This is a genomic window from Streptomyces sp. NPDC056835 (genome assembly GCF_042789485.1).
Classification (GTDB): domain Bacteria; phylum Actinomycetota; class Actinomycetes; order Streptomycetales; family Streptomycetaceae; genus Streptomyces.
Map to the genome: position 1 here is coordinate 133447 of NZ_JBHUBB010000001.1, position 25185 is coordinate 158631.

The window sequence follows — 25185 nt, forward strand, 5'->3', positions numbered from 1 at the left end:
TGACTCAGGCGGCCCGGCCGAAGCCGGCGGCGGTCAGGTCCTGCTCGCGCAGCGGGGTGAAGTCGACGTCGAGCTTCGGGTCGTACGCGTCGGGCTGAATGCCGAGCTCGTGCGTGGAGTACTCGCCGAACCGGTTGATGTGCTCGGTCAGGTACGGCGAGATGTGCGCCAGGTCCTCCGGGTCAATCTCCCACCCTTCCTCCAGCAGCTGCCGCACGATCTCCGCGATGTCCAGGGCGTTATGGAAGATCACCGCGTTCGTGAGCAGGGCGTTGAACTTCATCGTCTTCTCCTGCTCGATGGGGTCGTTGTCGGCGATGACGCCGCGGTTGCCGAAGCCGATCCACTGGGAGAACCGGTTGAACGACTCGACCTTGTTGGTCGCTGCGGTCACCCGCCGGCGCAGCGGGGCGTCAGAGAGGTAGCGCAGGAGCTGGACGGTGCGGATCACGCGGCCGACCTCGCGGAAGGCGGCGTAGGTGGCGTTCTTCCGCGACCCGGAGCGCAGGCGCTTGAGCAGTGTGGAGGAGGAGATGGTGCCCTCGCGGACGGAGACGGCCACCCGCATCAGGTGACGGAACTGGGACTCGATCAGGTCGAAGTCAATGACGTGCTTGCCCGGCTCGCCGAACAAGGCCTCGATGTGCACGTACTCGCTCTGCTTGGACGGCCGGTAGAACGTCAGTTCCTTCCAGTTCCTGATCCTGGGCATCAAGTCGAAGCCCAGCAGGTGGGCGAGCGCAAAGACAGGGAAGCTCTGGCCCTGCGTATCCGCGTGCACGGTAGTCGGCTGCACCTCGGAGGTGTTCTTCAGCAGTCCCTCGATGATGTAGACGGCCTCCCACACGCCGCACGGGATGAAGTGCGTGAACAGCGCGATGTAGGTGTCCGAGACGTGGTGGTAGGCGATCCCGCCCGGCTTGCCGTACCGCACGCTCGTCTCGGAGAGCAGGTTGTCGAGATACGTGTCCATGTGGGTGCCGTCCGCCGCCACCGCGGTTCCGTCGCCCCACGCCTGCGAGATGTCCAGGCGGGCGTGCGCGTTCACCAGGTCGGCGACCGCCTCGTTCAGCAGCACGATCGAGAAGTGCTTGTTGGCGACGTACGACAGCTCGTGCCCGCTCACGCCGGGGATATGCCGGGCGGCCTCGTACGGACCCATGTTGGTGCCCTTGACGAATGTGACGATCACGTACCGTCCCAGGGGATCGGTGAGCTTGGGCTCGTTTTCCGACGGCGGGCCGAAACGGCGCCACCACTCCACCCAGTACGCGGTCCGGGCCACGATCCCCATCAGGGAACGCTCCGGCATCCTCGCCTTGATCTCCTGCTCCAGCCGCTTCGCCGACGGCCGCTGACCGTCAGCCCTAAACGCCTTCAGCGACGGGATGCCCGTCTCCGGATCGATGACCAGACCCTCGTTCTCCGGATACCCGGCATCCGCCGCGGCGGCGGCGCCGCGCAGTTTGCCCTCCAGCTGCCGACGAAAGAACTTCGCGTCGAACGTGGCACTCTCGCCCGGCTCGGCGAGGCCGACCTCCACCAGGTAGGACCCCAGCATCTCCTGGACGATCTCCCAGGCCAGCAGCTGCTCGGACCAGTCGGCGTACTCCTCCGAGCCGACCACCGCGACGTCGCCGGTGCGCAGCTCCTCGGCGAGCGCGGTAAAGACCATCGCCTCGAAGTGCTTGCGCACGAACTGCCCGGTCCGGGTCTTGTCGACCACCGCCTTGCGCCAGTTCTGGGTGGCGAAGGAGAGGTCGACCTCCTTGCCCTCCTCGTTGAACGCGGTGATGTACTCGCCGCGGGCCGCCTGGTGCCGCTGGGCGTGCGCGAGCGCGGCCAACACCCGGCTGTCCTCGCTGGTCGCGGCGAACTCCAGCTTCTCGGCCAAATCGAACATCACCGCCTGGTCCCGGCCGATCTGCCCATACAGCAGCACTTCCCAGAAGTTGCCGTGGTGGGCGGAGACCTTCTCGATCTGCTCGTACTGCTTGGCGAACCCGCCGAAACCCTCCACCGCCCGCGTGACCGCGCCGAACCCCCCGGCCTGCACCACCTGCGCCTTCACCAGGGCGAGGACGACCGGGGAGACTCGGCCCTCCAGCCGCGTGGCGACCTCGTCCACCGACGCCTCCTCGTCCAGGCCCTCCAGCGCCTGGCGGGCCTCGGCGGTCATGGCCGCGGCCTTCTCCAGCGCCTCCTGGGCCGGGCCGCCCTCGTCGATGTGCTTGAGCACCGTGCGGTAGTTCCCGATCAGGGCCTCGACGATCTCCCGCTCGGCGAGGCGGATCTCTTCCAGCTCCGCCTTGGCCTTCTTGATCTTCGTCGCCACGCGCTTGCAGAACATCGTCGCGAGGTCGTCCCGCACCCGCATCCTCGCCTTGTGCGACAGGGCCGCGACCAGCGCGATGCGCTTGACGGGGACGAAGTCCCGCAGCTCCGAGGCATCCGCCGCATCCGCTTCCCCGGCGAAGTCGGTGATCTTCCCTGCGGCGACTCCATCCATCCACACATCGGTGTCGCCGAGACCGTCCAGCCATTCCAGGCGCTTGGTCAGGTTCTTGAAATGCGACCAGGTCGGGCCTTTGGCGGGCTTCTTCAGACGGTTGAACAGCGTGGTCCCGTCGCTGTCGCGTTCCTCCAGCAGCCGCATGAGGCCCGCCCGCTGAGCAGCGCTTATGCGGTCGTGGATGCCTGCGCGGATCGAGGCGTTCACCTCAGTGCGGATCTTCGAGGCCATCTTGTCGAAGGTGGAGAACCCCGGCAGCTCCAGGCCGGCCTCCACCACCTTCTCCAGCGCGATGTTGATCAGATCCGCCGGACGGTTCTTCGCCTCCGCCTCCTTGCGAATCGACTGCTCGACGATCCCCCTGGCCTTGGCCTGGTCGTACGTCACGCCGACCCGCTTGCGGACCAGGCCCCGGTGGTGCTTGGCGGTCCGCTCCGCCCGGTAGACCGGCAGCGTGCCCTCCGGCAGCTCCACCGCCCGCCGGACGAAGTCCACCACCATCTCCGGGACGTCCTCCAGCGCCGGGAAACACCCCATACGCCGGTACGACTTCAGCATCAGCAGCAGGGCCAGCAGATGCTCATCGCAGTCCGTGGCCTCGGCCGCCCACTCCAGCTCCTCGCGAGTCGGGGAGAAGAACAGATGCAGCTCATGCGCGGTGATCAGCCGCTTGAACCGCGGATACGCAGTCCGTTCAATCGATGTCACAAACCACCCCAGGCCCCGACGACGCTCAACATCACCACCAACGACACTGAGCCGAATGGGTGACGGGACCGGAGGCTCAGGGCTTCAAGATCATTTCATTGCCCCTTTGGCGCGTATCTCGGTCACACCCCGTCTTCGCCGGAGCCGCGAAGCGCACGGTGTGCTTCGTGTCCAGGGGCGTCATCCACACCGGGAACCCGAGGTCGACCGAGCGCCCCGCCTTGGGGCGGATCCGGATGTCGAACCGGCCGTACTGGCGCTGCTCGGTGTTCGCGCTCGCGCCCTCGACCACCAGGGTCGTCGCCTCCGGGCTGATCCCGGCGAGCACGAACCGGCCGCGAGCGTCCGTACGCGCGGACTTGTTGCCCACGGAGAGGGTGACCTTCGACAGCGGTTTGCCGTCGAGCTTCAGTACGTGTCCGGTCAGCGCGGTGGAACCGGGCGGGGCACGCAGCGCGGGCGGGGCCTTGGGCGCGGCTCCGCGGGCGGTGATCCAGTCCTGGCCCTGGCGGTTCTGCTTGCCGGGCCGCCAGGCGTCCGGGCCGCTCGGGTCGACACCGGCCGTCGGCTTCGCGGGTGCGTCCGTGGCAGTCTCGTCGCCCGCCCCGGCCAAGGCTGCGTTCTGCCGAGTGCCCGCGGTGGCGGGGGCCTTCAAGGCCAGGCCGGTGAGTCCCAGGGTGAACGTCCCTGTCTTCAGCACACTGGGATCGGCCGTCAGCGTGTAGAGACCGTCGGCCGGGAGCGCGGCCAAGGCGTAGGAGAGGGTCGTGGCGCCCATGGAGCGTTCATTGACCAGCCACTTGCCGTCGGGGCCGTAGAGGGACAGGCTCCACGCGGACGGCGGGGTGGCGATGCCCAGCGTGAGCTTCTGCCCCTTCGTGCCGGTGAAGGTGAAGTGACCGTGTCCGCCTGGAGTGGTGATCGCGAGCGGCTTCTGCGGTCCGCCCACTGTCAGTGTTCCGCCGTCCACGTCCTTGACCAGAGTCGCGGTCGTACGTCCGGTGGCCGGCTCGTTCGGCTGGACCAGCACCCGGTGGGTGCCCGCGGTCAGCGGTGCACGCAGCGCGAGGTCCAGGTCCGCCGTGCGCAGCGAGCCGATCGACACATCGGCCGTGGCCCCCGGCGGCAGATGCCGGACGCTCGACTGGGCCGTCAACGTGGTGCCCGAGAAGACGACGGCGAAGCCGTCCCCAGCGGTCGCGTCCGTACGGAGCTCCACCTGCTGCCCCGGCCGGGTGATGTCGACGGTGGCGGACGGATTGGCCGAGCTCAGCACCGCGGCGGGCGCGGGCTTCGAAAGCCAGAGCGTGAGGGAGCCGGTGGCCGCGGCCGCTGGCGTCAGCAGCAGCGTGTATTTCTTACCGGGCGTCAGGCCGCTCAAGTAGTAGGCGCCCGCGGCGTTCTTGGTGAAGGAGCCGACGCTCTGCGAGGTCCCGCCCTCCGGGATCAGCCGGACGTCGGTCGCCTGCGGAACACTGTTGTCGGTGGCGGCGAAGCCCAGTGACGCGGTGTCCGGCGCGGTGAACTCGGCCAAGGCCCGCTGCCCGGCGCGCGCGAAGGCCACCGGCGCCGAAGGACCGTCCGCCGTGAGCGGCACGGCGACATCCGTGGACAGGGTCAGGGCGAGAGTCCCGTCGGCGCCCTTGTTCGGGTCGATGATCACCTGGTATGCGCCGGTCTCCGGCAGCTCGGGCAGGACGATGGTCTCCGATTTGCCCGCGGAGACGCTGTCGGCGTCGACGACGGCCTCACCGCTCGGTGCGAGGACCGTCACCGCGGCGGTCTCGGTGAAGGTGTTCCCCGTGATGCCCAGCGAGAGCTGGGCACCGGCCTGGGCCTGGAAGGCCGACTCGGCGTTCTGTCCGAAGCGGCCGATGGTCGCCGTGACGGGATCACCCGTGGTGGAGAGCGGGGCGAGCTCGACCGGACGGGAGAGTGTCAGCGTCAGCCGGCCGGTCGCCAGTGCGAGGTTCGGCAGTATGGCGATCGTGTAGGTGCCCGACTCGGGCAGTACGGGACTGTCCCAATCGACGCTGGAGTTGTCGGGGAGCAGGAAATATCCGAGCAGCGAGCCGTCCGGCCGTCGGATCTCCGTCCGTACATAACTGCCGAACCCGGTGCCCGCCGCGCCCAGTGACAGACGCTGTCCCGCCACGGCGGCGAACTGCGCCCGCCCGTCCTGCCCCGGCCGGTTGACCGCCAACTCGACGGCCGGAGCGGCCGGATCGAGGGTCCCCGCATCGGCATAGTGCGAGCCGGTCACACCGACCGTGCCGGTGGCCGCCGCATCGGGGTCGAGCCTCAGCGTGTACGTGCCCGACTGCGACAGGGCGTCGACGTCGATCGCTCCCGCACCGTTCGCCGCGACGTAACGGTTGACGATCTGGCTGCCGTCCGGACCGTACAGGCGTGCGTACAGGCTCTTGCCCATGGCCGCGGCATCGATCCCGAGGCTGAGAGAGTCGCCCAGCAGCGCGGAGAAAGTCAGCTTGCCGTCCTGCCCGGCCCGGGTCAGCGGCACCTGGGCCGTCGGCCCGGTCAGGTCCACCACTCCGGTCACCGGCTTCGAGAGGGTGACGGTCGCGGCGCCGAAGTTGCTCGAACCAGGCTTGAGGATCAGCGAGTACTGGCCCGCGAGGGGAAGGTTCTCGACCTCCCACTCCCCGGCCGTTCCGCTGTAATTACCGTTGCCGCCGACCTTCTCGCCCTCTGGGTCGTACAGCTCAAGGGCGGTGGAGGAGTTGAAGGTGGAGTTGGTGAAGCCGAAGGTGATGTCGTCACCTTGGTCGGCGTCGAAGAGCACCTGTGCCCGGTTGCCCGGCGTCACGATCGAGGCGGTCGGCGGGGTGGGGTCCGTGACCGAGGTCGTCACCGATGACTCGATCTCCCCGTTGGAACCACTGACGGTGACCCGGAAACCCGTCGCCGTGGTGGTGCGGCCGTCGGGCGTCTCCACCTCGACCGGGCCGGTCGCGGCCCCGGCCGGGACCTTGACCGTGAGCGCTGTGGCCGTACGGGCGGTGACCTCCGCCAGCACGCCACCGCCGAACCGCACCACGTTCTCCGAGGCCGTCGGCGCGAATCCGGAGCCCGTCAGCACCACCGACGCGCCCACGGCCCCGGAGACCGGATCCATCGTGGTGAGCGCGGGGGCAGGGGCGGCGAGCGTGAACGATTCCGGCGACTGGGCCGTGCCACCGCCCGTCGTCACCGACACCTTGCCGTTTCCGGCCGCCGCCGGGACCTTGACCTTCAGCCGCGTCGCGGACGCGGAGACGACCTCGGCCGTCTTCCCGCCGAACGAGACCGCGTTCGCGGCCGCTGTCGTGGCGAAGCCGGTACCGGACAGGGTGACGGTCGCCCCGACGCCGGCCCGGGTCGGCACCAGCGACAGCACCGACAGATCGGCGGACGCGAACCGGTCGATGCCCAGTCGGTTCCCGGCTTCGTCGTAGCGGTAGCGGGCCGTCTCACCGGCCGGGTCCGTGACGCCGACCAGACGGCCGGCCGCGTCGTAGGCGTATACGGCGTTGCTGACCGCCGGAGCGGCCGCGGCGGCGGCTGCCGCGGGCTTCGCCTCGGAAGGCGGTGGTGACGGCGGTGGCGAAGACGGTACTGATGACAACGCCCCGGACGTGGGCACGGGTGGCGGCGCCGCCTCGGCGGACATCAAGCCCACCGACAGTGCCAGCGCCAGCGCTCCGACGGTCAACGACCGCCGGAGCGCGGACAAATGGAACCCGAATCTCTCGCCGTGCGTACGCACGCGCCCTCCCCAGAGCAACGAAAAGGGGCCATGGAAGGCCCACGATGCCCACACTCCCCACGCGGGCGGTCACAACGTACACACATTCGGTCACCGCCGCACCATAAAATCGACACGTTCATGCCAACGCGGTGAAGACGACATCTGGGGGGCCGCGAGGAGGCGGGCGGGCGGGCGGCGGTGGGACGTTCCCGGGCATGGGGGACACTGGAGCGCGAACGACGACAGCCCACGACGCCCTCGACAGGAGCCGACCCCCATGCCCCGCCTCGCTCTGTACGCCCTCGCCGTCTGCGTCCTCACCGTCGCCGCGGCCGTGTACTCCTTCATCCAGGGGAACTGGCTCGGCATCGTGTGGGTGCTGCTGGCCGGGCTGTCGTCCAACATGGCCTGGTTCTACGTACGCAAGGCGAAGGCCGAGCGCGCGGCCCGTACGGCGACGGCCACGGGCTGACGGCCCGGCCCGCGCCGCGCACGGGCCGCCCCCTGGCCGCGCCGCGCACGGGCCGTGCCCTGGCCGCGCCTTTCTCACTCGTACCGCACGTCCGTCTACACGTCCGTCACACGCAGACCCGCGTGTGCCTTGTACCGGCGGTTCACCGAGATCAGGTTGGCCACCAGCGACTCCACCTGGTGGGCATTGCGCAGCCGGCCCGCGAAGACCCCGCGCATGCCCGGGATACGCGCCGCCAGCGCCTGGACGAGGTCGGTGTCCGCGCGCGCCTCGCCCAGCACCATCACATCCGTGTCGATCCGCTCGACCGCCGGGTCCTGGAGCAGCACCGCGGAGAGATGGTGGAAGGCGGCGGTCACCCGCGAATCCGGCAGCAGGGCGGCGGCCTGCTCGGCGGCGCTGCCCTCCTCCGGCCTCAGGGCGTACGCGCCCTGCTTGTCGAAGCCCAGCGGGTTGACGCAGTCGACGACGAGCTTGCCCGCCAGTTCTTCCTTGAGGGCTGCCAAGGTCTTGGCATGGCCCTCCCACGGCACGGCGACGATGACCACGTCGCTGCGGCGCGCGCACTCGGCGTTGGCCAGGCCCTCGACGCCATTGCCCAGTTCGACCGCCGCCGTCCCGGCCCGCTCGGCGACCCGGGATCCGATGATCACTTTCTGTCCGGCCCGCGCCAGCCGGTAGGCGAGCCCACGTCCCTGGTCGCCGGTGCCGCCGAGTACCCCGATGACGAGACCGGAGACATCCGGGAGGTCCCAGGGGTCCTTGGCGGGGGGCTTGGGGGTGCTGCCACTGTCCGTTGAAGTCATGGCCACGACCCTACTCGCCGGTACGAGGTCACGTTCGGGTGAGCCGCCTCCGACCGCCCGCGCCGCGCGGCCGACTGCGGCAGGATGCGGGCCCATGGATGCCGTACGCGTCGCACTGCTGCGTGAAGTACTCGCCGGAACGGAATGGCCGTCCGCGACCCGCCGCTTCGCGGGGGCGCTGCGCACCTCCGTCGTGTCGCAGGGCGGCGGGCTGCTGCTCGTCGGGACGGAGGAGTACGAGCCGTGGCATCTCACCGCGCATCTCGTGGACGAGGCGGCGTGGTCGGGTCAGCCGGAGCTGACGCCCACGCTGGTACGGCACCGGGTGCGCTCCGGGGACCCGGCGCATCTGGCCGTCGGCCTGGGGCGTCTTGAGGCGGCCGGCCGGGGCGAGACGCTGCTCGTCGTGGCGCCGGAGCGGCCGGGCACCGGCCTGCTGGAGCGCGTTCACGGCGCGCGCCGGGCCGGGGCGACGGTGCTGTCGCTGGACGGCGGGGACCCGGAGGTGCGCGGGCTGGCGCACGACGCCCTGTCGGTGGCCGCGGCGGAGGCGGCGCACGGCGTGGATCTGGACACCGTGCAGCATCTGGTGAGCGCGGCGGCCGGGGAGAACAGCCTGCCGGGGCCGCGCGGGCGGCGGCGGTTCCGGGACCGGCTGTCCCGGCTGGCCGACCAGCTGACGGCGCCGCCGCCCGCCCGCTGGTGAGCGCCGCCCGCCCGCTGGTGAGCACCGGCCGCCCGCTGGTGAGCGCCGCCCGGCAGTGAGCCTCGGGCGCCGCTGAGCCCCCGGCGAATTGACTTGCCCAATCCACACATCCGCGCCAATCATGACCTCTCGTGACCAAAAAGCTCGGCGCGATACTGCCGGATCTCTCCCCTCTCCGTTCCTCCCGGGAATTCCGGCTGCTCTGGGTGCAGGGGCTGGTGACGTACTTCGGCAGCTTCATGGCGATGATCGCGCTGCCGCTCCAGATCAAGGACCTCACCGAATCGCCGCTCGCCGTCGGCGCGATGGGCGCGGTGGAGCTGGTGCCTCTGGTGATCTTCGGGCTGTACGGCGGCGCGCTCGCCGACGCCGTCGACCGGCGCAAGGTCATCCTGCTCACCGAGGCGGGGCTCGGCGTGCTCGCCGCCATCCTGCTGGTGAACGCGCTGCTTCCGGAGCCGCTGCTGTGGCCGCTGTACGTGGTGGCGGCCGGGGTGTCCGCGCTGGCGGGTCTGCAACGGCCCGCGCTGGACTCGCTGATGGCCCGGATCGTCCCGCACGACCAGCTCACCGCGGCCGCCGCGCTCAACGCCCTGCGCTGGCAGCTCGGCGCGATCGCGGGGCCCTCGCTGGCCGGTCTGGTGGTCGCGTACGCCGGTCACGGCACGGCGTACGGGGTGACGATCCTGGGCTTCGCCGTCTCCGTACTGCTCTGTCTGCGGCTCTCGCCCGCGCCCGCCGCGCACGACGCGGAGGCGCCGTCCCTGCGGGGCATCGTGGAGGGGGCCCGCTACGCGTGGAGCAGACCGGTGCTGCTGGGGACGTACGCGATCGACATGGCCGCCATGTTCTTCGCCTTCCCGAACACGATCTTCCCGTTCCTCGCGGACGATCTGGACGCGGAGTGGTCGCTCGGTCTGATGTACGCGGCGGGATCGGTCGGCTCGGTCGTACTCAGCCTCACCAGCGGCTGGACCTCACGGGTCCGCAGACACGGCCTCTTCGTGGTGTTCGGCGCGGCGGGCTGGGGGCTGGCGATCACGGCCGCGGGGTGGTTCTCGAACATCTGGGTGGTGCTGGTCTGTCTGGGGTTCGCGGGCGCGGGCGACATGCTCAGCGGTCTGGGCCGCTCGACCATCTGGAACCAGACGATCCCGGAGGAGCTGCGCGGCCGGCTCGCGGGCATCGAGGTGCTCTCGTACAGCGTCGGACCGCAGCTGGGCCAGATCCGCGCGGGCGCGATGGCGGGCTGGACGGGCACCCGCCCCGCGATCTGGAGCGGCGGGCTGGCCTGTCTGGCCTCGGTGGGGCTGCTCGCGGCGGTGCTGCCGAGGCTGGTGACGTACGACGCGGAGACGGACGAGGACGCCCTGCGCCGCCGCGCCCAGAAGGAAGCGACGACGGCGACGACGGCCTGACCCCACGCCGGAGGACAGGCCTGCCCGTCAGGCGGGCGGGGTCCGTCAGGCGGGCGGGTTCGTGTCCTCCCCCGCCGCGGACTCACCCTTGGACGCGTCGTGCCACCGCGGATCCGTCTCCCACTCCAGATTGCGCTCCTGGGCGGTCTGCATCGCGTGCGCCGCCTCCCGGCGGCTCGCGTACGGCCCGAAGCGGTCCTTGGCGGGGCACTCGGGCCCCTCCTCGACCTTCTGGTGCTTCAGGCAGTAGTACCACTCGCCGGGCTTGCCGACCGTGCGTTTCTTGAACAGGGCCATCATCGGCTCCTTCCTCTGACGCCATGCTGCCCCACCGGCGCTCGTTAGACTCGCTGGCATGTCTGGCCAGTCACTGCTCGTACCAGGGGAGCTCTCTCCCGTCCGCTCTGTCCCCGGAAGAATCCGGCGCCCCGAATACGTCGGGAAACCCGCTCCTACCCCGTACACCGGGCCCGAAGTGCAGACCGCGGAAACCATCGAGCTGATGCGGATCGCGGGCCGCGTCGCCGCGCAGGCGATGGAGGAGGCCGCGAAGCACATCGCGCCCGGCGTCACCACGGACGAGCTGGACCGGGTCGCGCACGAGTTCATGTGCGACCACGGCGCCTATCCGTCGACGCTCGGCTACCGCGGCTTCCCCAAGTCCCTCTGCACCTCCGTCAACGAGGTCATCTGCCACGGAATCCCGGACTCCACGGTGCTCCGCGACGGCGACATCGTGAACCTGGACGTGACCGCGTACCTCAACGGGGTGCACGGCGACAACAACGCCACCTACTTCTGCGGGGATGTAGACGAGGAGTCGAAGCTCCTGGTGGAGCGGACCCGCGAGGCACTGAACCGCGCCATCAAGGCCGTACGGCCCGGCCGTCAGATCAATGTGATCGGGCGGGTCATCGAGTCGTACGCCAAGCGGTTCGGCTACGGCGTCGTCAGGGACTTCACCGGGCACGGGATCAATTCGTCCTTCCACTCCGGGCTGATCATCCCGCACTACGACAGCCCGCACGCCACCACCGTCATCCAGCGGGGCATGACCTTCACCATCGAGCCGATGCTCACGCTCGGTACGTACGAGCACGACATGTGGGACGACGGCTGGACCGTCGTGACCAAGGACCGCAAGCGGACGGCGCAGTTCGAGCACACGTTGGTGGTGACGGAGACGGGGGCCGAGATTCTCACCCTGCCCTGAGGTTGCCGGTCCGTGTGAGCGGGGTAGCGTTTTTACCGACAGGACGTCGGGAACCAGTTGACTTAGGTATACCTAAGTAAGAGTATCGGTCCCGGCGGCCGTCCGTGCCGTCGGCGCCGGCATCCGCCTGCTCCCGTCCCCCTCGGTCCCCGGAGGCCCGCCTTGGACGCAACCGCCAACGCCACCCCGTTCTCCACGCTCATCCGCTCCGCCTCGCACGCGCGGCACACCGAGGCGGAGACCTCGACATTCATGAGCGATCTGCTGGGTGGCCGGCTCGGGGTGGACGCGTACACGCGCTACACCGAGCAGTTGTGGTTCGTGTACCGCGCGCTGGAGGGTGCCTCGGAGACGCTGCGACGGAACCCGGTCGCCGGGCCCTTCATCCGGCGCGAGCTGGAGCGCACGCCCGAGCTGGAACGCGATCTGGCGCATCTGCGCGGGGCGCACTGGCGTACGGGCCTGGAGCCGCTGCCCGCGACCGCCGCGTACGCCGCGCGGGTCGAGGAGTGCGCGCGCGGCTGGCCGGGCGGCTTCGTGGCGCACCACTACACCCGCTATCTCGGGGACCTCTCCGGCGGCCAGATCATCCGTGACAAGGCGGAGAAGACCTGGGGCTTCACCCGCAAGGGCGACGGCGTCCGCTTCTATGTCTTCGAGGGGATCGCCAACCCGGCCGCGTTCAAGCGGAGTTACCGCGAGCTGCTCGACGGGGTGGCGGCGGACGATCTGGAGAAGCAGCGGATCATCGACGAGTGCAAGCGCGCGTTCGACTTCAACGGAGCGGTGTTCCGGGAGCTGGGAGAGCAGTTCCCGCTGAGCGCGTAAGCACGCGCCCGACACCCGGTCAGCACGCCTCGGGGAAGGCGGCGCGCGGTGTGGAGCCGCGGGTGGCGAACGCGGTTCGGACGACGGGCAGCGCGCGCTGCCCGTCGTTCACATTCCCCCCCCACGCACATTTCCTCCACGCCAATTGCGATTCCTTGACATGGTCGCGACATCGCGGACAGGCTTGTCACCCGGAAGTTGATTGATCGTCCGCTGATGACCCACGCCTACAGACAGGGCCGATCGTGCCGATAGCACCGATAGTGCTGAGAAGAAGACGCATCAGACCTGCCGCCATCGCCTTGGCCGCGGCCGTGACATTGACGACGGGGATGACAGGGGGGCTCGCCGGCGCACCGTCGGCCGTCGCGGACACCAGGAGCCCAACCGGGAGCACAGCGGCGTCGGTTGCGGCGACCGCGGTTGATCAGATCACCCTGATCACCGGTGACCAGGTGCTGCTGGACGAGGGCGGCGACGTCATCGGGGTGGCACCCGCCAAGGGCCGGGCCTCCCTGCCCGTCCAGATCAGCGAGACCGACGGGCACACCTACGTGATCCCCTCGGACGTCGAACCGCTGATCGCGGAGGGGCGCCTCGACCTGTCGCTCTTCGACACGGCCGAGTTGAACCGTCCCGAGTACGACGCCCTGGCGGACGGCGGGACTCCGGTGCTCGTCGCGTACGCGGCGAAGAACCCGGCCGCGCGGACGCGACTGCACCAGAAGACCAGCACATCCGTCACGGATCTCTCCTCGGTGGACGGCGAGGCGCTTGTCCTGCGCCCGAAGGAGGCGGCCGGGGCGTGGTCCTCGCTCACCAGCACCTCCGCCGGGGTGAGCGAACTGGCCCCGGGCGTGGCCTCCATCCGGCTCGACGGCGTGGCGACGGCGGCGCTTGACGTGAGTGTGCCGCAGATCGGCGCACCGGACGTGTGGAAGTCGGGCTACGACGGGACGGGCGTGAAGATCGCCGTACTCGACACCGGCATCGACACCGATCACGCCGATGTGGGCGGCAAGGTCGTCGCCCAGCGCAACTTCACGGCCGAGGCGGACGTCCAGGACCACAACGGGCACGGCACGCATGTGGCGTCGACCGCGGCCGGTACCGGCGCCGCGTCCGGCGGCAGCTACCGGGGCGTGGCTCCGGGCGCCGACCTGGTCATCGGCAAAGTACTCAACACCGCCGGTTCCGGCCTCAACTCCGACATCATCGCCGGGATGCAGTGGGCGGTCGAACAGGGCGCCGACGTCGTGAACATGTCCCTCGGCGCCCCGGACAAGCTGGGCACCGACCCGCTCGAAGAAGCCGTCGACGCGCTGTCCGACCAGGCGCTGTTCGTCATCGCCGCGGGCAACTCCGGCCCGGGGGACACCACCATCGGAACCCCCGGCGTCGCCGACAGCGCGCTGACCGTGGGGGCCGTCGACAAGAAGGACGCGCTCGCGTCCTTCTCCTCCCGGGGGCCGCGCCTGGAGGACGGGGGCGCCAAGCCCGACGTGACCGCGCCCGGCGTGAACATCACCGCGGCGTCGGCCGCGGGCACCATGCCGAACTCCCCGCATCCCGCGCCCGGTTACGTGACGATCAGCGGCACCTCCATGGCCACCCCGCACGTCGCGGGCGCGGCGGCGCTGCTCGCCCAGCGGCATCCGGACTGGAGCGGCCGGCAGATCAAGTCCGCGCTGGTCGGTTCGGCCGAGCCCGGCGAGTACAGCACGTACGAGCAGGGCAGCGGGCGGATCGACCTGACCCGGGCCACGGCGCAGAGCGTCGTCGCGGAGCCCGTCTCGCTGAACTTCGGCCGCGCGCTGTGGCCGCACACCGACGACGAGCCGATGACCAGGACGATCACGTACCGGAACGACGGCGCCCAGGCGGTGACACTCGACGTGTCCGCCGTCGGCGCCGACACGGCGGGAGCCGCCGCCCCCGAGGGGCTGTTCACCCTCGGCGCCCAGCGGATCACCGTCCCGGCCGGCGGAACCGCCGCCGTCGACGTCACGGCGGACACCCGGGTCGGCGGTGACGCCGCGGGCGCCTACAGCCTCACCGTCACCGCGACCGGCGGCGGCCAGACCGTCCGCAGCGTCGGCGGGCTCGACCGCGCGGCGGAGTCCTACGACGTCACCTTCAAGGCCACCGCGCGAGACGGCTCGACGCCCGGCCCGTTCGACTGGGCCGCCACGTTGACCGGAATCGGGAATGACGCCTACGAGCTGTTCAGAGGGGACAACGGCACGGCGACGGCGCGGGTGCCCGCGGGCGACTACACGGCCGTCGGCAAGACCTTCACGAGGGACGGCACCAGTGGATTCGGCCTGGACTACCTCGTCGCGCCGAAGCTGACGGTCGACCGCGACATGACCATCGAGATCGACGCCCGGCTGGCGAAGCCGATCGACGTGTCGTTGCCGGACCCGAAGGCCGTCGGATACTCCTCGTTCATGGTCACCACGGTGAAGGCGCACGGAACGGAGACGACCACCAGCCTCGGGCTGGGGACGGATCTCGCCGACAGCCGCACCGCGCAGATCGGTGCCCCCGCGCCACCCGGCGAACTGACCTCGCACTTCCTGTCGCACTGGTCCAACGGCCCAAGCGAGTACCACCTCGCGGACACCCTCAAGGACGCCTTCTACACCGGCCATACGCAGCACGTGACCTCGGCGGACCTGGCCGAGCTCACCGTACGGCAGGGGTCGCCCGTCACCGGCGCCACCGGACTGAACTGGACCGCGGCGCCGGACATCGGGGCGGGCACGGTGGGCTTCTACTCCGACCTGCCGAACACGAGGACGGTGTACCTCCAGGGGGGCTACCGCTGGAGCGAGTACTCCCAGCAGCTCTCGGCCGACTCCAGGACCGCCCTGGCCGAGTACAGGATTCCCGACAGGACGTACCGCGGCGGCAAGAGCTATACCGAGACCGTCAACACCGGGGTGTTCGGCCCGGCGCTCGGCAAGGGGCAGGGCCTGGGGCTGGTCCGGGACGGCGACACACTGACCGGCGCGATCCAGCCCTTCGCCGACGGAGCGGGCCACGGCGGTGGGAGCGTGTACGACGCGGACTCGGCGTCCACCACGCTCTACCGCAACGGCCAGAAGTACGCGACCGCCGACGACGTCCTGGACGCCGCCAGTTTCCAACTGCCCGCCGATAAGGCGCGGTACCGTCTGGTGACCACCGTGGGCCGGGCCTCATCCGGTGTCTCGCCGGTCAGCTCCACCGTCACCTGGCAGGCCGAGTTCATCTCGTCCCACTCGTCAAGGAGCGTCGCCGTCCCGGCAAGCGTGGTCCGCTACGCCCCGGAACTGGGCCTCGACTCCACGGCCACCGCCGGTGTCAGGCAGTCCGTGCCGGTCACCGTCCAGGGATCGGCCGCCGGGCGCGACCTCGCGTCGCTGAAGGTGTCCGTCTCCTACGACGGCGGCACGACATGGCACCGGCTCGTCGTACGGAAGGGCGCGGTGACCGTCAACAACCCGTCCGCCGGCGGCACGGTCTCCTTCCGCGCCGACGTCAGGGACCGGGACGGTAACGCATTCTCCCAGACGATCATCGACGCCTACCGTACGAAGTGACGCTCGGCGCCCGCACGGCCCGTCCCACAGGCGGCCGTGCGGGCGCCGCTTCCGGCCCACGGGGTTTGCGGATCCCGGCCCACGGGTTTGCGGGTCCCGGCCTACGGGGTTTGCGGGTCCCGGCTACGGCGTGCGGGCCGTAAGCAGCCGCACCCGGCCGCCTATCTCGATCGATCCGTCAGGGCCGGGGGCCGTGATCAACTGCGACCCGCGGCCCTGTGTGATGTTCAGGGCACGGCCCAGCTCCGCCGTGAGCAGCAGCGCCGCCGCGCCGGTCGCCTCGTCCTCGGCGATGCCGTCGTCACGGCGCGGGAAGGCGCGGGCCCTGACCCGGCCGGCGGCCTCGTCCTCCCAGGCCCAGGCATAGAGCCAGCCCTCGCCCGGCGGCGGGGCGGGCAGCGCGTCGACCTCGGCGGCCGAGGCGTACTGCCGCAGCGTGCGCGGCGGCGCCCATTCGGGGCGGGCGGTGATCCAGGTGAACTCGCCGTCCTGGCGCACCCATACCTCGCCCGCGGGCGGGTTCACGGTCTCCAGATCCAGCAGCCACGCCGCGCCGACGAGCGGATGCCCGGCGAAGGGCAGCCGCAGCCCCGGCGTGTAGATGTCGACCACACCGCGCTCGGGGTCGTCGACGAACACCGTCTCGCTGTAGCCGAGCCGGGCCGCGATGGCCTGCCGGGCCGCCCGGTCGGGGTGGTGACGCCCCTCGCGGACGACACCGAGCGTATTGCCGTGCCGGCCGTCGGCCCCGCAGAAGACGCTGAGTACGTCGATGTCAGTCACGCAGGCATTTAAGCACCGCCGTTGAGCGGCCGGATCCCGCGTCGCCGGGGGCGCGGTTACGCGGTCTTCCGGCCGGTACGGCGCCGCTTGGCCGCGACGGCGACAGCCGCGACGACGAGCGCACCCGCGCCGATCGCCGCGTACGCCCCCGCACCGGCGGACGACGAGGACGAAGAGGAGGACGCGGCGTCCGTGGCCCGCCCGTTGGCGGCCGTGGCCTCCGGCGCCGCGGAGGGCGAGGCGTCGCCGCCCAGGTCGGGCAGCGCGGGCAGCTCGGCCTTCTTGTCGACGGCGACGGCGACGGCCAGCGAGACGGGATCCATCGCCGTACCGGCCGCGTAGAGGGAGCCGAAGGTCTCCGCGCCCTGTGCGGTGAGCGTCGCCGGGACGCGGGTGAGGACGACGGGACCGGCGCCGCCCCTCATCCCGGTCCCGGAGAGATCGAGGGTGGCGAGCGGGACCTGGGAGGCCGAGGTGACCTTGTCGCTTCCCCTCGACCTGCCCGTCATGTCCGCGTGGAGCGTGCCGCTGCCGCCGGAGATCCGGACGGTGGGACGGCTGATCGTGAGATCGAGTTCATGGCTGCCGTCGGCCTTGAGGTGACCGACGAACCGGACCCCGCCGGAGAAGCCGGCCTTGAGGGCGCCGGTGTCCGGGTCGTAGGCGCCGGTGGCCGAGTGGAACCGGAACTGGCTGCCCACCGTGGCCGCGCCCCCGGTGAGCGCCCAACTGCCTTGTGCGATCGGCCCCGAGACATAGCTGAGGAAGGACGAACTGATGCCCCAGTCGAGCCGGCCGCCCCGCACCGTACGGTCGGCCGCCTGCGCCCCGGCGGCCGGCGGCAGGGCCACCGGCAGCGCCATGAGCAGCGCGACGACGAAGGCGCGCACGGGTCTGAAGGACAGCATCTGGGTCACTCCCACATCCGACGGGCAGGGACGGCGGACCCGGACACCGAACAGCCCCGGGCCCGGCGAGCGAGGTAAGGCCAACCGCGGCTGTCTCCAGCCTGTGCCGGAAACCCTTCCCCGCGAAAGCCCCGGCCGAACGAACCACTTCTTGACCCGCGCTTGACCTGTTCTTGGGATGCCCGGGTGGCCACCGTGACCTGCTCGTTTCCGGGCGGAAGGAGTGAGAGCCGAATCACTGCGCAAGAGGTCACAGCACAGGTAAGGCTCAGCTAAGTTAGGGCCGCCTCGCCCTCGTACTTCGCTCCGTACTTCAGCCGTCCTCCCGTCCGATCCTTCCTCATCCGATCCCAGCCATCGTGGAGCCCGCATGCGACCCGTCCGTCTCTCCGTCGTCACCGCCACCGCGGCCGTTGCCGCCCTGACCGCCGTGACGGGCTGCGCGGAGAAGAGCGACACGAAGGCCGGCGACGGCGCCGTCCAGGTCACCGCCGCGGACGACTCCTGCGAGGTGTCCAAGAAGGAGTTCCCGGCCGGCCATGTGGAACTGGCCGTCGAGAACAAGGGCACCAAGGTCACCGAGGTCTATCTGCTCTTCCCCGACGACCGGATCGTCACCGAGCGCGAGAACATCGGCCCCGGTACGAAGGCCAGGATCACCGCCGAGGTGAAGGCCGGTTCGTACGAGATCGCCTGCAAGCCCGGTATGAAGGGCGACGGCATCCGCCAGAAGGTCACGGTCACCGGCGGCACCGCCGCCGCCGAGCGCAGCCCGGAGATGGACGCCGCGGTCGCCGCGTACCGCGAGTACGTGCAGACGCAGGCCGACGAGACGCTGCCGAAGGTCAAGGTCTTCACCGACGCCGTGCGCGCCGGTGACCTCGAAGCGGCGAGGACGGCGTACGCGCCCTCCCGTATCGGCTGGGAGCGCACCGAGCCGGTCGCCGAGTCCTTCGGCGACATCGACCCGAAGGTCGACGTACGCGCCGACGGCCTGGAGACCGGCCAGAAGTGGACGGGCTGGCACCGGCTGGAGAAGGAACTCTGGCAGGACAAGAAGCTCGGCCCGGACGCCAAGGCCCTCGCGGACGCGCTCGACAAGGACCTCGCCGACTGGCAGCGGCGGGTCGGCAGGGCCGAGATCACCCCGACCTCGATGGCCAACGGTGCCAAGGAGCTCCTTGACGAGGTCGCCGCGGGCAAGGTCACCGGCGAGGAGGAGCGCTACAGCCACACCGACCTGGTCGACTTCAAGGGCAATGTCGAGGGCGCGCAGCACTCGTACGAACTGCTCAAGCCGGTCGCCGCGAAGAACGACGCGGCGCTGGTGACGGAGCTGGACAAGCGGTTCGCCGCGCTGAACAAGCTGCTCGACGCCTACCGCGAGGGCGCGGACCCGTACACCTTCACCTCGTACGAGAAGGTCGGCAAGGCGGAGCGCAAGGAGCTCTCGGACGGTGTGAACGCGCTGGCCGAGCCGCTTTCCAAGCTCGCCGCCGCCGTCGTCGTCGTCAAGTAGGGCCGCGCCCCATGTTCTCCGACAACAGCGCGAATGGCGACAAGACGAACGAGAAGACAGACGGGAAGACGGACGGGAAGACGGACGGGACGCACGACGCGAAGGCACCGGCCCCGCCGTCCCGCCGCGCGCTGCTCGGCTGGGGCGGTGCCGGGCTCGCGCTCGGCGCCGCCGCGGCCGGTGGCGCCATGGCGGCGGTACGGGACGGTGGCGTACGGGACGGTGACAGCGCCGCGTCCGCCGCCGAGTCCGGCGCGGCGGTCCCCTTCCACGGCCGCCACCAGGCCGGGATCGCCACCGACGTCCAGGACCGGCTGCACTTCGCCGCGTTCGATGTGACGACCGGGGACCGCGCGGAGCTGGTCCAGCTGCTCAAGGACTGGACGCGCGCCGCCGAGCGGATGACGGCGGGACACGCGGTCGGCGAGGGCGCGTACGGCGGTCTCCCCGAGGCCCCGCCCGACGACACCGGCGAGGCGCTCGGCCTCAAGCCGTCGCGGCTCACGCTCACCGTCGGCTTCGGTCCCGGCCTCTTCGCCGAGGACCGGTTCGGGCTGGCGGAGCGGCGCCCGGCCGCGCTGGTCGAGCTGCCGAAGTTCCCCGGTGACAACCTCGATCCGGCGCGCGGCGGCGGGGATATCTGTGTCCAGGCGTGCGCGGACGATCCTCAGGTCGCCGTGCACGCGATCCGCAATCTGGCCAGGATCGGCTTCGGGAAGGTCGCGGTGCGCTGGTCGCAGCTCGGCTTCGGCAAGACGTCGTCGACCACGCCCGGCGCCCAGACCCCCCGTAACCTCTTCGGCTTCAAGGACGGCACCAGCAATATCGCGGGCACGGACACCGCCGCCCTGGACAAGCACGTCTGGGTGCCGGACGCGGACGGCCCCGGCTGGCTGGCGGGCGGCTCGTATCTGGTGGCCCGCCGGATCTCGATGCGGATCGAGACCTGGGACCGCACCTCCCTCCAGGAGCAGGAGGACGTCTTCGGCCGGGACAAGGGCGAGGGCGCGGCGGTCGGCAAGGCGCGCGAGCACGACAAGCCCAACCTGAAGGCGATGCTGCCGACGTCGCACGTACGGCTGGCACATCCGGACTCCCACCACGGGGCCCGGATGCTGCGCCGCGGCTACTCCTTCACGGACGGTACGGACGGCCTCGGCCGGCTCGACGCGGGGCTGTTCTTCCTGGCGTACCAGCGCGACGTACGGGACGCGTTCATCCCCGTACAGCGGTCTCTGGCGCGCTCCGACGCGCTCAACGAGTACATCCAGCACGTGGGTTCAGCGGTCTTCGCGATCCCGCCGGGCGTCCGGGACACGGACGACTGGTGGGGCCGGGCCCTGATCTCCTGATATCGGATATCGGAAAGGGAGTTCCGGCGTGTTCGGAAACTATCTGATCGGTCTGCGCGAGGGCCTTGAGGCCAGTCTCGTGGTCTGCATCCTGGTCGCGTACCTGGTCAAGACGGAGCGGCGCGACGCGCTGCGCCCCGTCTGGCTGGGGATCGGCGTCGCGGTCGTCATCGCGCTCGGTTTCGGCTTCGGGCTCGAATTCGGCTCGCAGGAGCTGACGTTCGAGGCGAAGGAGGCGCTGGGCGGCTCGCTGTCGGTCCTCGCGGTGGCGCTGGTGACCTGGATGGTCTTCTGGATGCGGCGTACGGCGCGGCATCTGCGGAAGGAGCTGCACGGCCGGCTGGACGCGGCGCTCCGGATGGGGACGGGCGCGCTGGTCGTGACGGCGTTCCTGGCCGTGGGCCGGGAGGGGCTGGAGACGGCGCTGTTCGTCTGGGCGTCGGTACGGGCCTCCTCCGACGGCAGCCACGCGCCGCTGATCGGTGTGCTGCTCGGTATCGCCACCGCGGTGGTGCTCGGCTGGCTCTTCTACCGGGGCGCGCTGCGCATCAATCTGGCCAAGTTCTTCACCTGGACCGGCGGGATGCTGGTGATCGTCGCGGCCGGTGTGCTCGCGTACGGCGTCCACGACCTCCAGGAGGCGCGCTTCCTGGGCGGCCTGTCCAGCAAGGCGTTCGACATCAGCACGACGATCCCGCCGGACAGCTGGTACGGCACGCTGCTCAAGGGAGTCTTCAACTTCCAGCCGGACCCGACGGTCCTTCAAGTCATCGTCTGGTGCGTGTATCTGGTCCCGACGCTCGCGCTGTTCCTGGCGCCGGTAGGGTTGGGCCCGGTCAGTCGGGGTCAAGGAGCAGAGGCGGCCGATGAGCAGGCGGGGAAGGCCGATTCGGGCAGCGGCGGGGCTCGCGACGGTGACGGTGCTGTCGCTGACGGCGAGCGGATGCGTGACGGTGCACGGGGAGCTGGCGGTACTCCCGTCGGCGGACCGGAGTGAGGCCTCGCGGGCGCTGAAGGATTTCACCGACGCGTACAACGCGGCGGACAAGGCGTACGATCCGGCGCTCGACGCGGGCCGGGTGACCGGCGCGCTGGGCGCGATCAACCAGGCCGGTCTCAAGGCGCGCAGCATCACCAGCCCGGACGGCAACCCGCAGCATCAGCCGCTGGAGCTGACCGACGCGACGTTCACGATTCCCAAGAAGGCGGGCTGGCCGCGCTGGTTCGTCGCGAACACCGACAGCAACCGCGACGTGGACAACGGCGGCCCGCAGGACACGCGCTGGGTGCTGGTCTTCGTACGCAACGGCCCTGACGAGCGGTGGAAGGTGCCGTATCTGACGATCCTGGCCGCGAACGCGGTCCCGGACTTCGCGACCGACAAGGACGGCTGGGGCGAACCGGTGGCGCCGGACAGCGAGGCGCTGGCGGTGGCGCCGCGGAAGCTGAGCGCGGCGTACGCCTCGTATCTGCGCGACGGTACGGGGAAGACCTTCGCGGACGGACCGCACACGAACGGCTGGCGGGAGGCCCGCGAGAAGAACGCGCGGCTGCCCGGTCTGGTCACGCAGTATGTCGACCAGCCGCTGGCCGAGGGCGACTTCGCCCCGCTGGGGCTGGCGACGAAGGACGGCGGCGCGCTGGTCTTCTTCGCCTCGCGGTACTTCGAGCGGCAGACGGGTGCGAAGAATGTCACGCCGCCGGTGAACCCGGATGTGAAGGCGCTGCTGACGGGCGAGATACGGAACACGGTCACCAAGGAGTGGGTGTCCAGCCAGGTGGCGCTGGTCCCGCGCGCCGGGGCTGACACGCCCGCTGTGGAGGTGGCGAGCCGCCTTCAGGGGGTCACGGCCGCGAAGGGTTCGTAGGCCCTGCTGGGCCCCGTCGGGCCCCGTCGCGCGGGTCCCGGCCGGCCGGGGCCCCGCCTCCGCCTCGTGCCGTGCCGCCTCGTGTCGCCTCGTGTCGTGTCGTCAGCCTGTCAGCGGCCCAGCGGCCAGGCCACCGCGTGCGGGTCCAGCTCGCCGTTCTCCCCCGCGTACCGCGCACACGCGTCGGTCAGGGTCTCCAGCAGCGTCAGCGGATCCGGCAGCGGGTGCTCGGGGCCACGCAGCCACCGCACCGACAGTTCGCCGGGCAACTGGGCCGGGGGTACGAGCACATAGCTGCCCCGGCAGTGCCAGCGCAGCCCCGGGTGCTCGTCCATCGTCTCGGGGTGGCAGTCCAGCTCACAGGGCCACCACTCGTCCTCGTCCTCGGGGGTGCCACGGGTCGCGGTGAAGAAGAGCATCCGGTCGCCGCCGGAGTCCGCCACGGGACCGACGTCGATGCCCTGTTCGAGCAGCCGCTCCAGCGCCCGGCTGCCCGCTTCGAGCGGCACGTCGAGTACGTCGTGGATCATGCCCGTCGCGGTGATGAAGTTGGCCTCGGGCTGGTTGCGCGCCCATCGCTCGATCTGTGCGCGATCGGTCGTGGACTGGGTCTGCCAGGCGAAGGAGAGGGGGTGCCTGGCCGGGGTGGGACAGCCGATCCGTTCACAGGAACATCGGTAGCCGACGGGGTGCGCGGCGGGCGAGACGGGCATACCGGCTTCCGCGACAGCGAGCAGCAGCGCTTCCCGGCCTGCCACGTCCCCGTCGAACGCGGAGCCGCCGGCGCTCTTCTTGGGGCGCCTGCGCAGCCACTGGGGAATCCTGCTCTCCGTGCCGCGGTAGCGGCCGAAATCGTCGCCCATCTATCCCCTCACACCTCATGCTCGTCCCTGCGGACTCTCCCCATGGTCCCACCATCCTGCTCCCCGGGTGGCCGGGAGCCCCCACCGGGGTATGGGAAGCCGTCCCTCAGCGAGGGGGTTTTCACGGCTTATGCGGCGGTATGCGGCCTCGTGCGGGGCCTCCGGAAGCGGTGGGATTCAGCACACCCGCCCCGTATGCATCGACGCGCCCCCGCGCGCCCCCCGGCGCTCGGACGTCTCCGCGCGCGGGCGCCGTGCTGTGGCACTCAGTGCCGCGCGGGCGGCCCCGGGGCCAGTCCGCGCAGCGCGTACTCGACGATCGTGTCCGCGTACGCGTGCGTCAGCGGGAGCGTCCGCAGCAGCCAGCGATGGGCGACGGGACCGACCAGCAGCTCCAGGGCGATACGGGGATCGAGGTCCTGCCGTACCTCCCCGGCGTCCTGGGCGGCGCGCAGCCGCTTCACATAGAGCTGGAGCTGCGGTTCGAGCATCTTGCTGGCGAATTCGACACCGAGCTCGGCGTTGACGATCCCCTCGGCGGCGAGCGCGCGGGAGGGCCCGTCGTACTTCGGGTCGTTCATCTCGTCAACCGTGGCGCGCAGGACCAGCTTGAGGTCCGCCTCCAGATCGCCGGTGTCGGGGATCTCGTGGATGCCCTCGCCGCCGTCCGCCTCGCGCGCCGCCTGGTCGCCGAGGTCGAGGAACGCCTCCAGCAGTACGGCGCCCTTGGAGGGCCACCAGCGGTAGATCGTCTGCTTGCCGACTCCGGCGCGGGCCGCGATGCCCTCGATCGTCGTCCTGCCGTAACCGACCTCGCTCACCAGGGCGAGGGCCGCGTCATAGATCGCCCGGCGCGAACGCTCACTGCGCCGGGTGGAGTCGGGTGCCCTGCTGTCAGCCATGGCCTCAATCTACAACCGATGAGGCGGGACGTATCGTCTCGTACGCCGCGTACGGAACCACCCGAACGGTTGACAGCGCGCGGGCCCGTTGGAGCGGACCATGGCCTCACGCACACCACATGTGCCCCGCAGCTCGTGAGGAGCCCCCTTTGCCTCGTGACGCCTCCCCCCGCCGCTATCTCATGTGCCCGCCGCACCACTTCGCGGTGACGTACTCGATCAACCCCTGGATGAACCCGGCGAAGCCGGTGGACCTGCCGCTGGCCCTGGCCCAGTGGGAGGACCTTCGCGACCGCTACACGGCGCTCGGCCACAGCGTCTCGCTGCTGGACCCCGATCCCGGGCTGCCGGACATGGTCTACGCCGCGAACGGCGCCACGGTCATCGACGGCCGCGTCCTCGGCGCCCGCTTCGCCCATCAGGAGCGGCACGGCGAGGCGGCGGCGCATCTGCGCTGGTTCCGTACCCATGGCTACGCCGACATCCGCGAACCGGTGCACATCAATGAGGGCGAGGGCGATTTCGCCGTCACCGGCACCTATCTGCTGGCCGGGCGCGGCTTCCGGTCCAGCCCGCTCTCGCACGACGAGGCGCAGGAGTTCTTCGGCCGGCCGGTGATCGGTCTGGATCTGGTCGACCCGCGCTACTACCACCTGGACACGGCCCTGTGTGTGCTGGACGAGGCGGCCGACGAGATCATGTACTTCCCCGACGCCTTCTCCCCCGGCAGCCGGGCCGCACTCGCCCGGCTCTTCCCCGACGCGCTCATCGCCGACGAGCCGGACGCGGCGGCGCTCGGGCTGAACGCGGTGAGCGACGGCCGCCATGTGCTGCTGCCGCAGAGCGCCGCCGGGCTCTTCGCCCCGCTGCGCGACCGGGGGTTCGAACCGCTCGGCATCGACCTCGGGGAACTGCTCAAGGGCGGTGGCAGCGTGAAGTGCTGCACGCAGGAGCTACGCGCCTGACGGGACGGAGGGGCACGGGAGGGGGGA

General features: G+C 70.7%; 18 protein-coding genes and 1 pseudogene. 11 read left to right on the forward strand and 8 right to left on the reverse strand.

Annotation, left to right across the window (positions count from 1 at the left end; all coding sequences use genetic code 11):
* Positions 1-4: 4 nt before the first annotated feature.
* Together ACFRMN_RS00600 and ACFRMN_RS00605 are read right to left on the reverse strand one after the other, a co-directional pair.
* Positions 5-3220: a Tn3 family transposase gene (locus ACFRMN_RS00600; RefSeq protein WP_383011086.1), complete on the reverse strand. Its 3216-nt coding sequence runs from the start codon at positions 3218-3220 to the stop codon at positions 5-7.
* A gap of 76 nt (positions 3221-3296) precedes the next feature.
* The gene (locus tag ACFRMN_RS00605; protein WP_383011089.1) at positions 3297-6986 is read right to left on the reverse strand and encodes an IPT/TIG domain-containing protein; all 3690 of its coding nucleotides are present in this window, start codon (positions 6984-6986) and stop codon (positions 3297-3299) included.
* Between the two features lie 259 nt (positions 6987-7245).
* On the opposite strand from ACFRMN_RS00605, the gene ACFRMN_RS00610 reads away from it, so the two are divergent.
* A complete protein-coding gene (locus ACFRMN_RS00610) occupies positions 7246-7440 on the forward strand; it encodes a hypothetical protein (RefSeq protein WP_383011092.1) in 195 nt (64 codons plus the stop codon).
* A gap of 95 nt (positions 7441-7535) precedes the next feature.
* On the opposite strand, the gene npdG is transcribed toward ACFRMN_RS00610, so the two are convergent.
* Positions 7536-8246, reverse strand: coding sequence for an NADPH-dependent F420 reductase (gene npdG, locus ACFRMN_RS00615; protein WP_383011095.1), 711 nt, complete (start codon positions 8244-8246; stop codon positions 7536-7538).
* 94 nt (positions 8247-8340) lie between these two features.
* Here npdG and ACFRMN_RS00620 point away from each other — a divergent pair, with 94 nt between their 5' ends.
* A complete protein-coding gene (locus ACFRMN_RS00620) occupies positions 8341-8952 on the forward strand; it encodes a hypothetical protein (RefSeq protein WP_383011098.1) in 612 nt (203 codons plus the stop codon).
* Between the two features lie 131 nt (positions 8953-9083).
* On the forward strand, positions 9084-10370 hold the full coding sequence (locus tag ACFRMN_RS00625; protein WP_383011101.1) for an MFS transporter: 1287 nt from the start codon (positions 9084-9086) through the stop codon (positions 10368-10370).
* 45 nt (positions 10371-10415) lie between these two features.
* On the opposite strand, the gene ACFRMN_RS00630 is transcribed toward ACFRMN_RS00625, so the two are convergent.
* Positions 10416-10667 carry a hypothetical protein gene (locus tag ACFRMN_RS00630; protein WP_383011104.1) on the reverse strand — a complete coding sequence of 84 codons (252 nt, stop codon included), beginning with the start codon at positions 10665-10667 and terminating at the stop codon, positions 10416-10418.
* A 58-nt stretch (positions 10668-10725) separates the two neighbouring features.
* Here ACFRMN_RS00630 and map point away from each other — a divergent pair, with 58 nt between their 5' ends.
* From map to ACFRMN_RS00645, 3 genes are all read left to right on the forward strand, one after another.
* Positions 10726-11583 (forward strand): type I methionyl aminopeptidase, encoded by an 858-nt coding sequence (gene map, locus ACFRMN_RS00635; protein ID WP_383011107.1) that lies wholly within the window; start codon positions 10726-10728, stop codon positions 11581-11583.
* A gap of 162 nt (positions 11584-11745) precedes the next feature.
* Positions 11746-12411 (forward strand): heme oxygenase (biliverdin-producing), encoded by a 666-nt coding sequence (locus tag ACFRMN_RS00640; protein ID WP_383011110.1) that lies wholly within the window; start codon positions 11746-11748, stop codon positions 12409-12411.
* Between the two features lie 332 nt (positions 12412-12743).
* Positions 12744-15998, forward strand: a complete 3255-nt coding sequence (locus ACFRMN_RS00645; protein ID WP_383011113.1) for a S8 family serine peptidase — start codon at positions 12744-12746, stop codon at positions 15996-15998.
* A gap of 123 nt (positions 15999-16121) precedes the next feature.
* Here the strand turns inward: ACFRMN_RS00645 and ACFRMN_RS00650 are convergent, their stop codons facing one another.
* Together ACFRMN_RS00650 and ACFRMN_RS00655 are read right to left on the reverse strand one after the other, a co-directional pair.
* Positions 16122-16781 carry a PhzF family phenazine biosynthesis protein gene (locus ACFRMN_RS00650; RefSeq protein ID WP_383011116.1) on the reverse strand — a complete coding sequence of 220 codons (660 nt, stop codon included), beginning with the start codon at positions 16779-16781 and terminating at the stop codon, positions 16122-16124.
* 182 nt (positions 16782-16963) lie between these two features.
* Positions 16964-17689: pseudogene (locus tag ACFRMN_RS00655) on the reverse strand (HtaA domain-containing protein); the annotation flags it as partial.
* A 370-nt stretch (positions 17690-18059) separates the two neighbouring features.
* On the opposite strand from ACFRMN_RS00655, the gene efeO reads away from it, so the two are divergent.
* Genes efeO through ACFRMN_RS00675 form a run of 4 tightly spaced genes read left to right on the forward strand, consistent with a single transcriptional unit; the run spans position 18060 to position 22428 of the window.
* Complete coding sequence (efeO, locus tag ACFRMN_RS00660; protein WP_383011119.1) at positions 18060-19208, forward strand: iron uptake system protein EfeO; 1149 nt, start codon at positions 18060-18062, stop codon at positions 19206-19208.
* Positions 19209-19219: 11 nt separating this feature from the next.
* Complete coding sequence (efeB, locus tag ACFRMN_RS00665) at positions 19220-20560, forward strand: iron uptake transporter deferrochelatase/peroxidase subunit (protein ID WP_383011122.1); 1341 nt, start codon at positions 19220-19222, stop codon at positions 20558-20560.
* Between the two features lie 28 nt (positions 20561-20588).
* Positions 20589-21557 carry an iron uptake transporter permease EfeU gene (gene efeU, locus ACFRMN_RS00670; protein ID WP_383011125.1) on the forward strand — a complete coding sequence of 323 codons (969 nt, stop codon included), beginning with the start codon at positions 20589-20591 and terminating at the stop codon, positions 21555-21557.
* Complete coding sequence (locus tag ACFRMN_RS00675; protein ID WP_383012001.1) at positions 21475-22428, forward strand: hypothetical protein; 954 nt, start codon at positions 21475-21477, stop codon at positions 22426-22428. Before efeU ends, ACFRMN_RS00675 begins: the two co-directional genes overlap by 83 nt.
* 110 nt (positions 22429-22538) lie before the next feature.
* Here the strand turns inward: ACFRMN_RS00675 and ACFRMN_RS00680 are convergent, their stop codons facing one another.
* Together ACFRMN_RS00680 and ACFRMN_RS00685 are read right to left on the reverse strand one after the other, a co-directional pair.
* The gene (locus tag ACFRMN_RS00680) at positions 22539-23291 is read right to left on the reverse strand and encodes a bifunctional DNA primase/polymerase (RefSeq protein ID WP_365970935.1); all 753 of its coding nucleotides are present in this window, start codon (positions 23289-23291) and stop codon (positions 22539-22541) included.
* A gap of 266 nt (positions 23292-23557) precedes the next feature.
* Positions 23558-24193, reverse strand: a complete 636-nt coding sequence (locus tag ACFRMN_RS00685; RefSeq protein ID WP_383011128.1) for a TetR/AcrR family transcriptional regulator — start codon at positions 24191-24193, stop codon at positions 23558-23560.
* Positions 24194-24312: 119 nt separating this feature from the next.
* Between ACFRMN_RS00685 and ddaH the strand changes: the two genes are divergently transcribed.
* Positions 24313-25158: a dimethylargininase gene (ddaH, locus tag ACFRMN_RS00690; RefSeq protein WP_383011131.1), complete on the forward strand. Its 846-nt coding sequence runs from the start codon at positions 24313-24315 to the stop codon at positions 25156-25158.
* The last annotated feature ends 27 nt before the right edge of the window (positions 25159-25185 follow it).

Bases quoted from the DNA above. Each gene is read 5' to 3' on its own strand.
- map (WP_383011107.1), top strand. From the start codon at position 10,726: ATGTCTGGCCAGTCACTGCTCGTACCAGGGGAGCTCTCTCCCGTCCGC.
- ACFRMN_RS00620 (WP_383011098.1), top strand. From the start codon at position 8,341: ATGGATGCCGTACGCGTCGCACTGCTGCGTGAAGTACTCGCCGGAACG.
- efeB (WP_383011122.1), top strand. From the start codon at position 19,220: ATGTTCTCCGACAACAGCGCGAATGGCGACAAGACGAACGAGAAGACA.
- ddaH (WP_383011131.1), top strand. From the start codon at position 24,313: ATGTGCCCCGCAGCTCGTGAGGAGCCCCCTTTGCCTCGTGACGCCTCC.
- ACFRMN_RS00645 (WP_383011113.1), top strand. From the start codon at position 12,744: ATGACAGGGGGGCTCGCCGGCGCACCGTCGGCCGTCGCGGACACCAGG.
- npdG (WP_383011095.1), bottom strand. From the start codon at position 8,246: ATGACTTCAACGGACAGTGGCAGCACCCCCAAGCCCCCCGCCAAGGAC.
- ACFRMN_RS00685 (WP_383011128.1), bottom strand. From the start codon at position 24,193: ATGGCTGACAGCAGGGCACCCGACTCCACCCGGCGCAGTGAGCGTTCG.
- efeO (WP_383011119.1), top strand. From the start codon at position 18,060: ATGCGACCCGTCCGTCTCTCCGTCGTCACCGCCACCGCGGCCGTTGCC.
- ACFRMN_RS00610 (WP_383011092.1), top strand. From the start codon at position 7,246: ATGCCCCGCCTCGCTCTGTACGCCCTCGCCGTCTGCGTCCTCACCGTC.
- ACFRMN_RS00630 (WP_383011104.1), bottom strand. From the start codon at position 10,667: ATGGCCCTGTTCAAGAAACGCACGGTCGGCAAGCCCGGCGAGTGGTAC.
- ACFRMN_RS00680 (WP_365970935.1), bottom strand. From the start codon at position 23,291: ATGGGCGACGATTTCGGCCGCTACCGCGGCACGGAGAGCAGGATTCCC.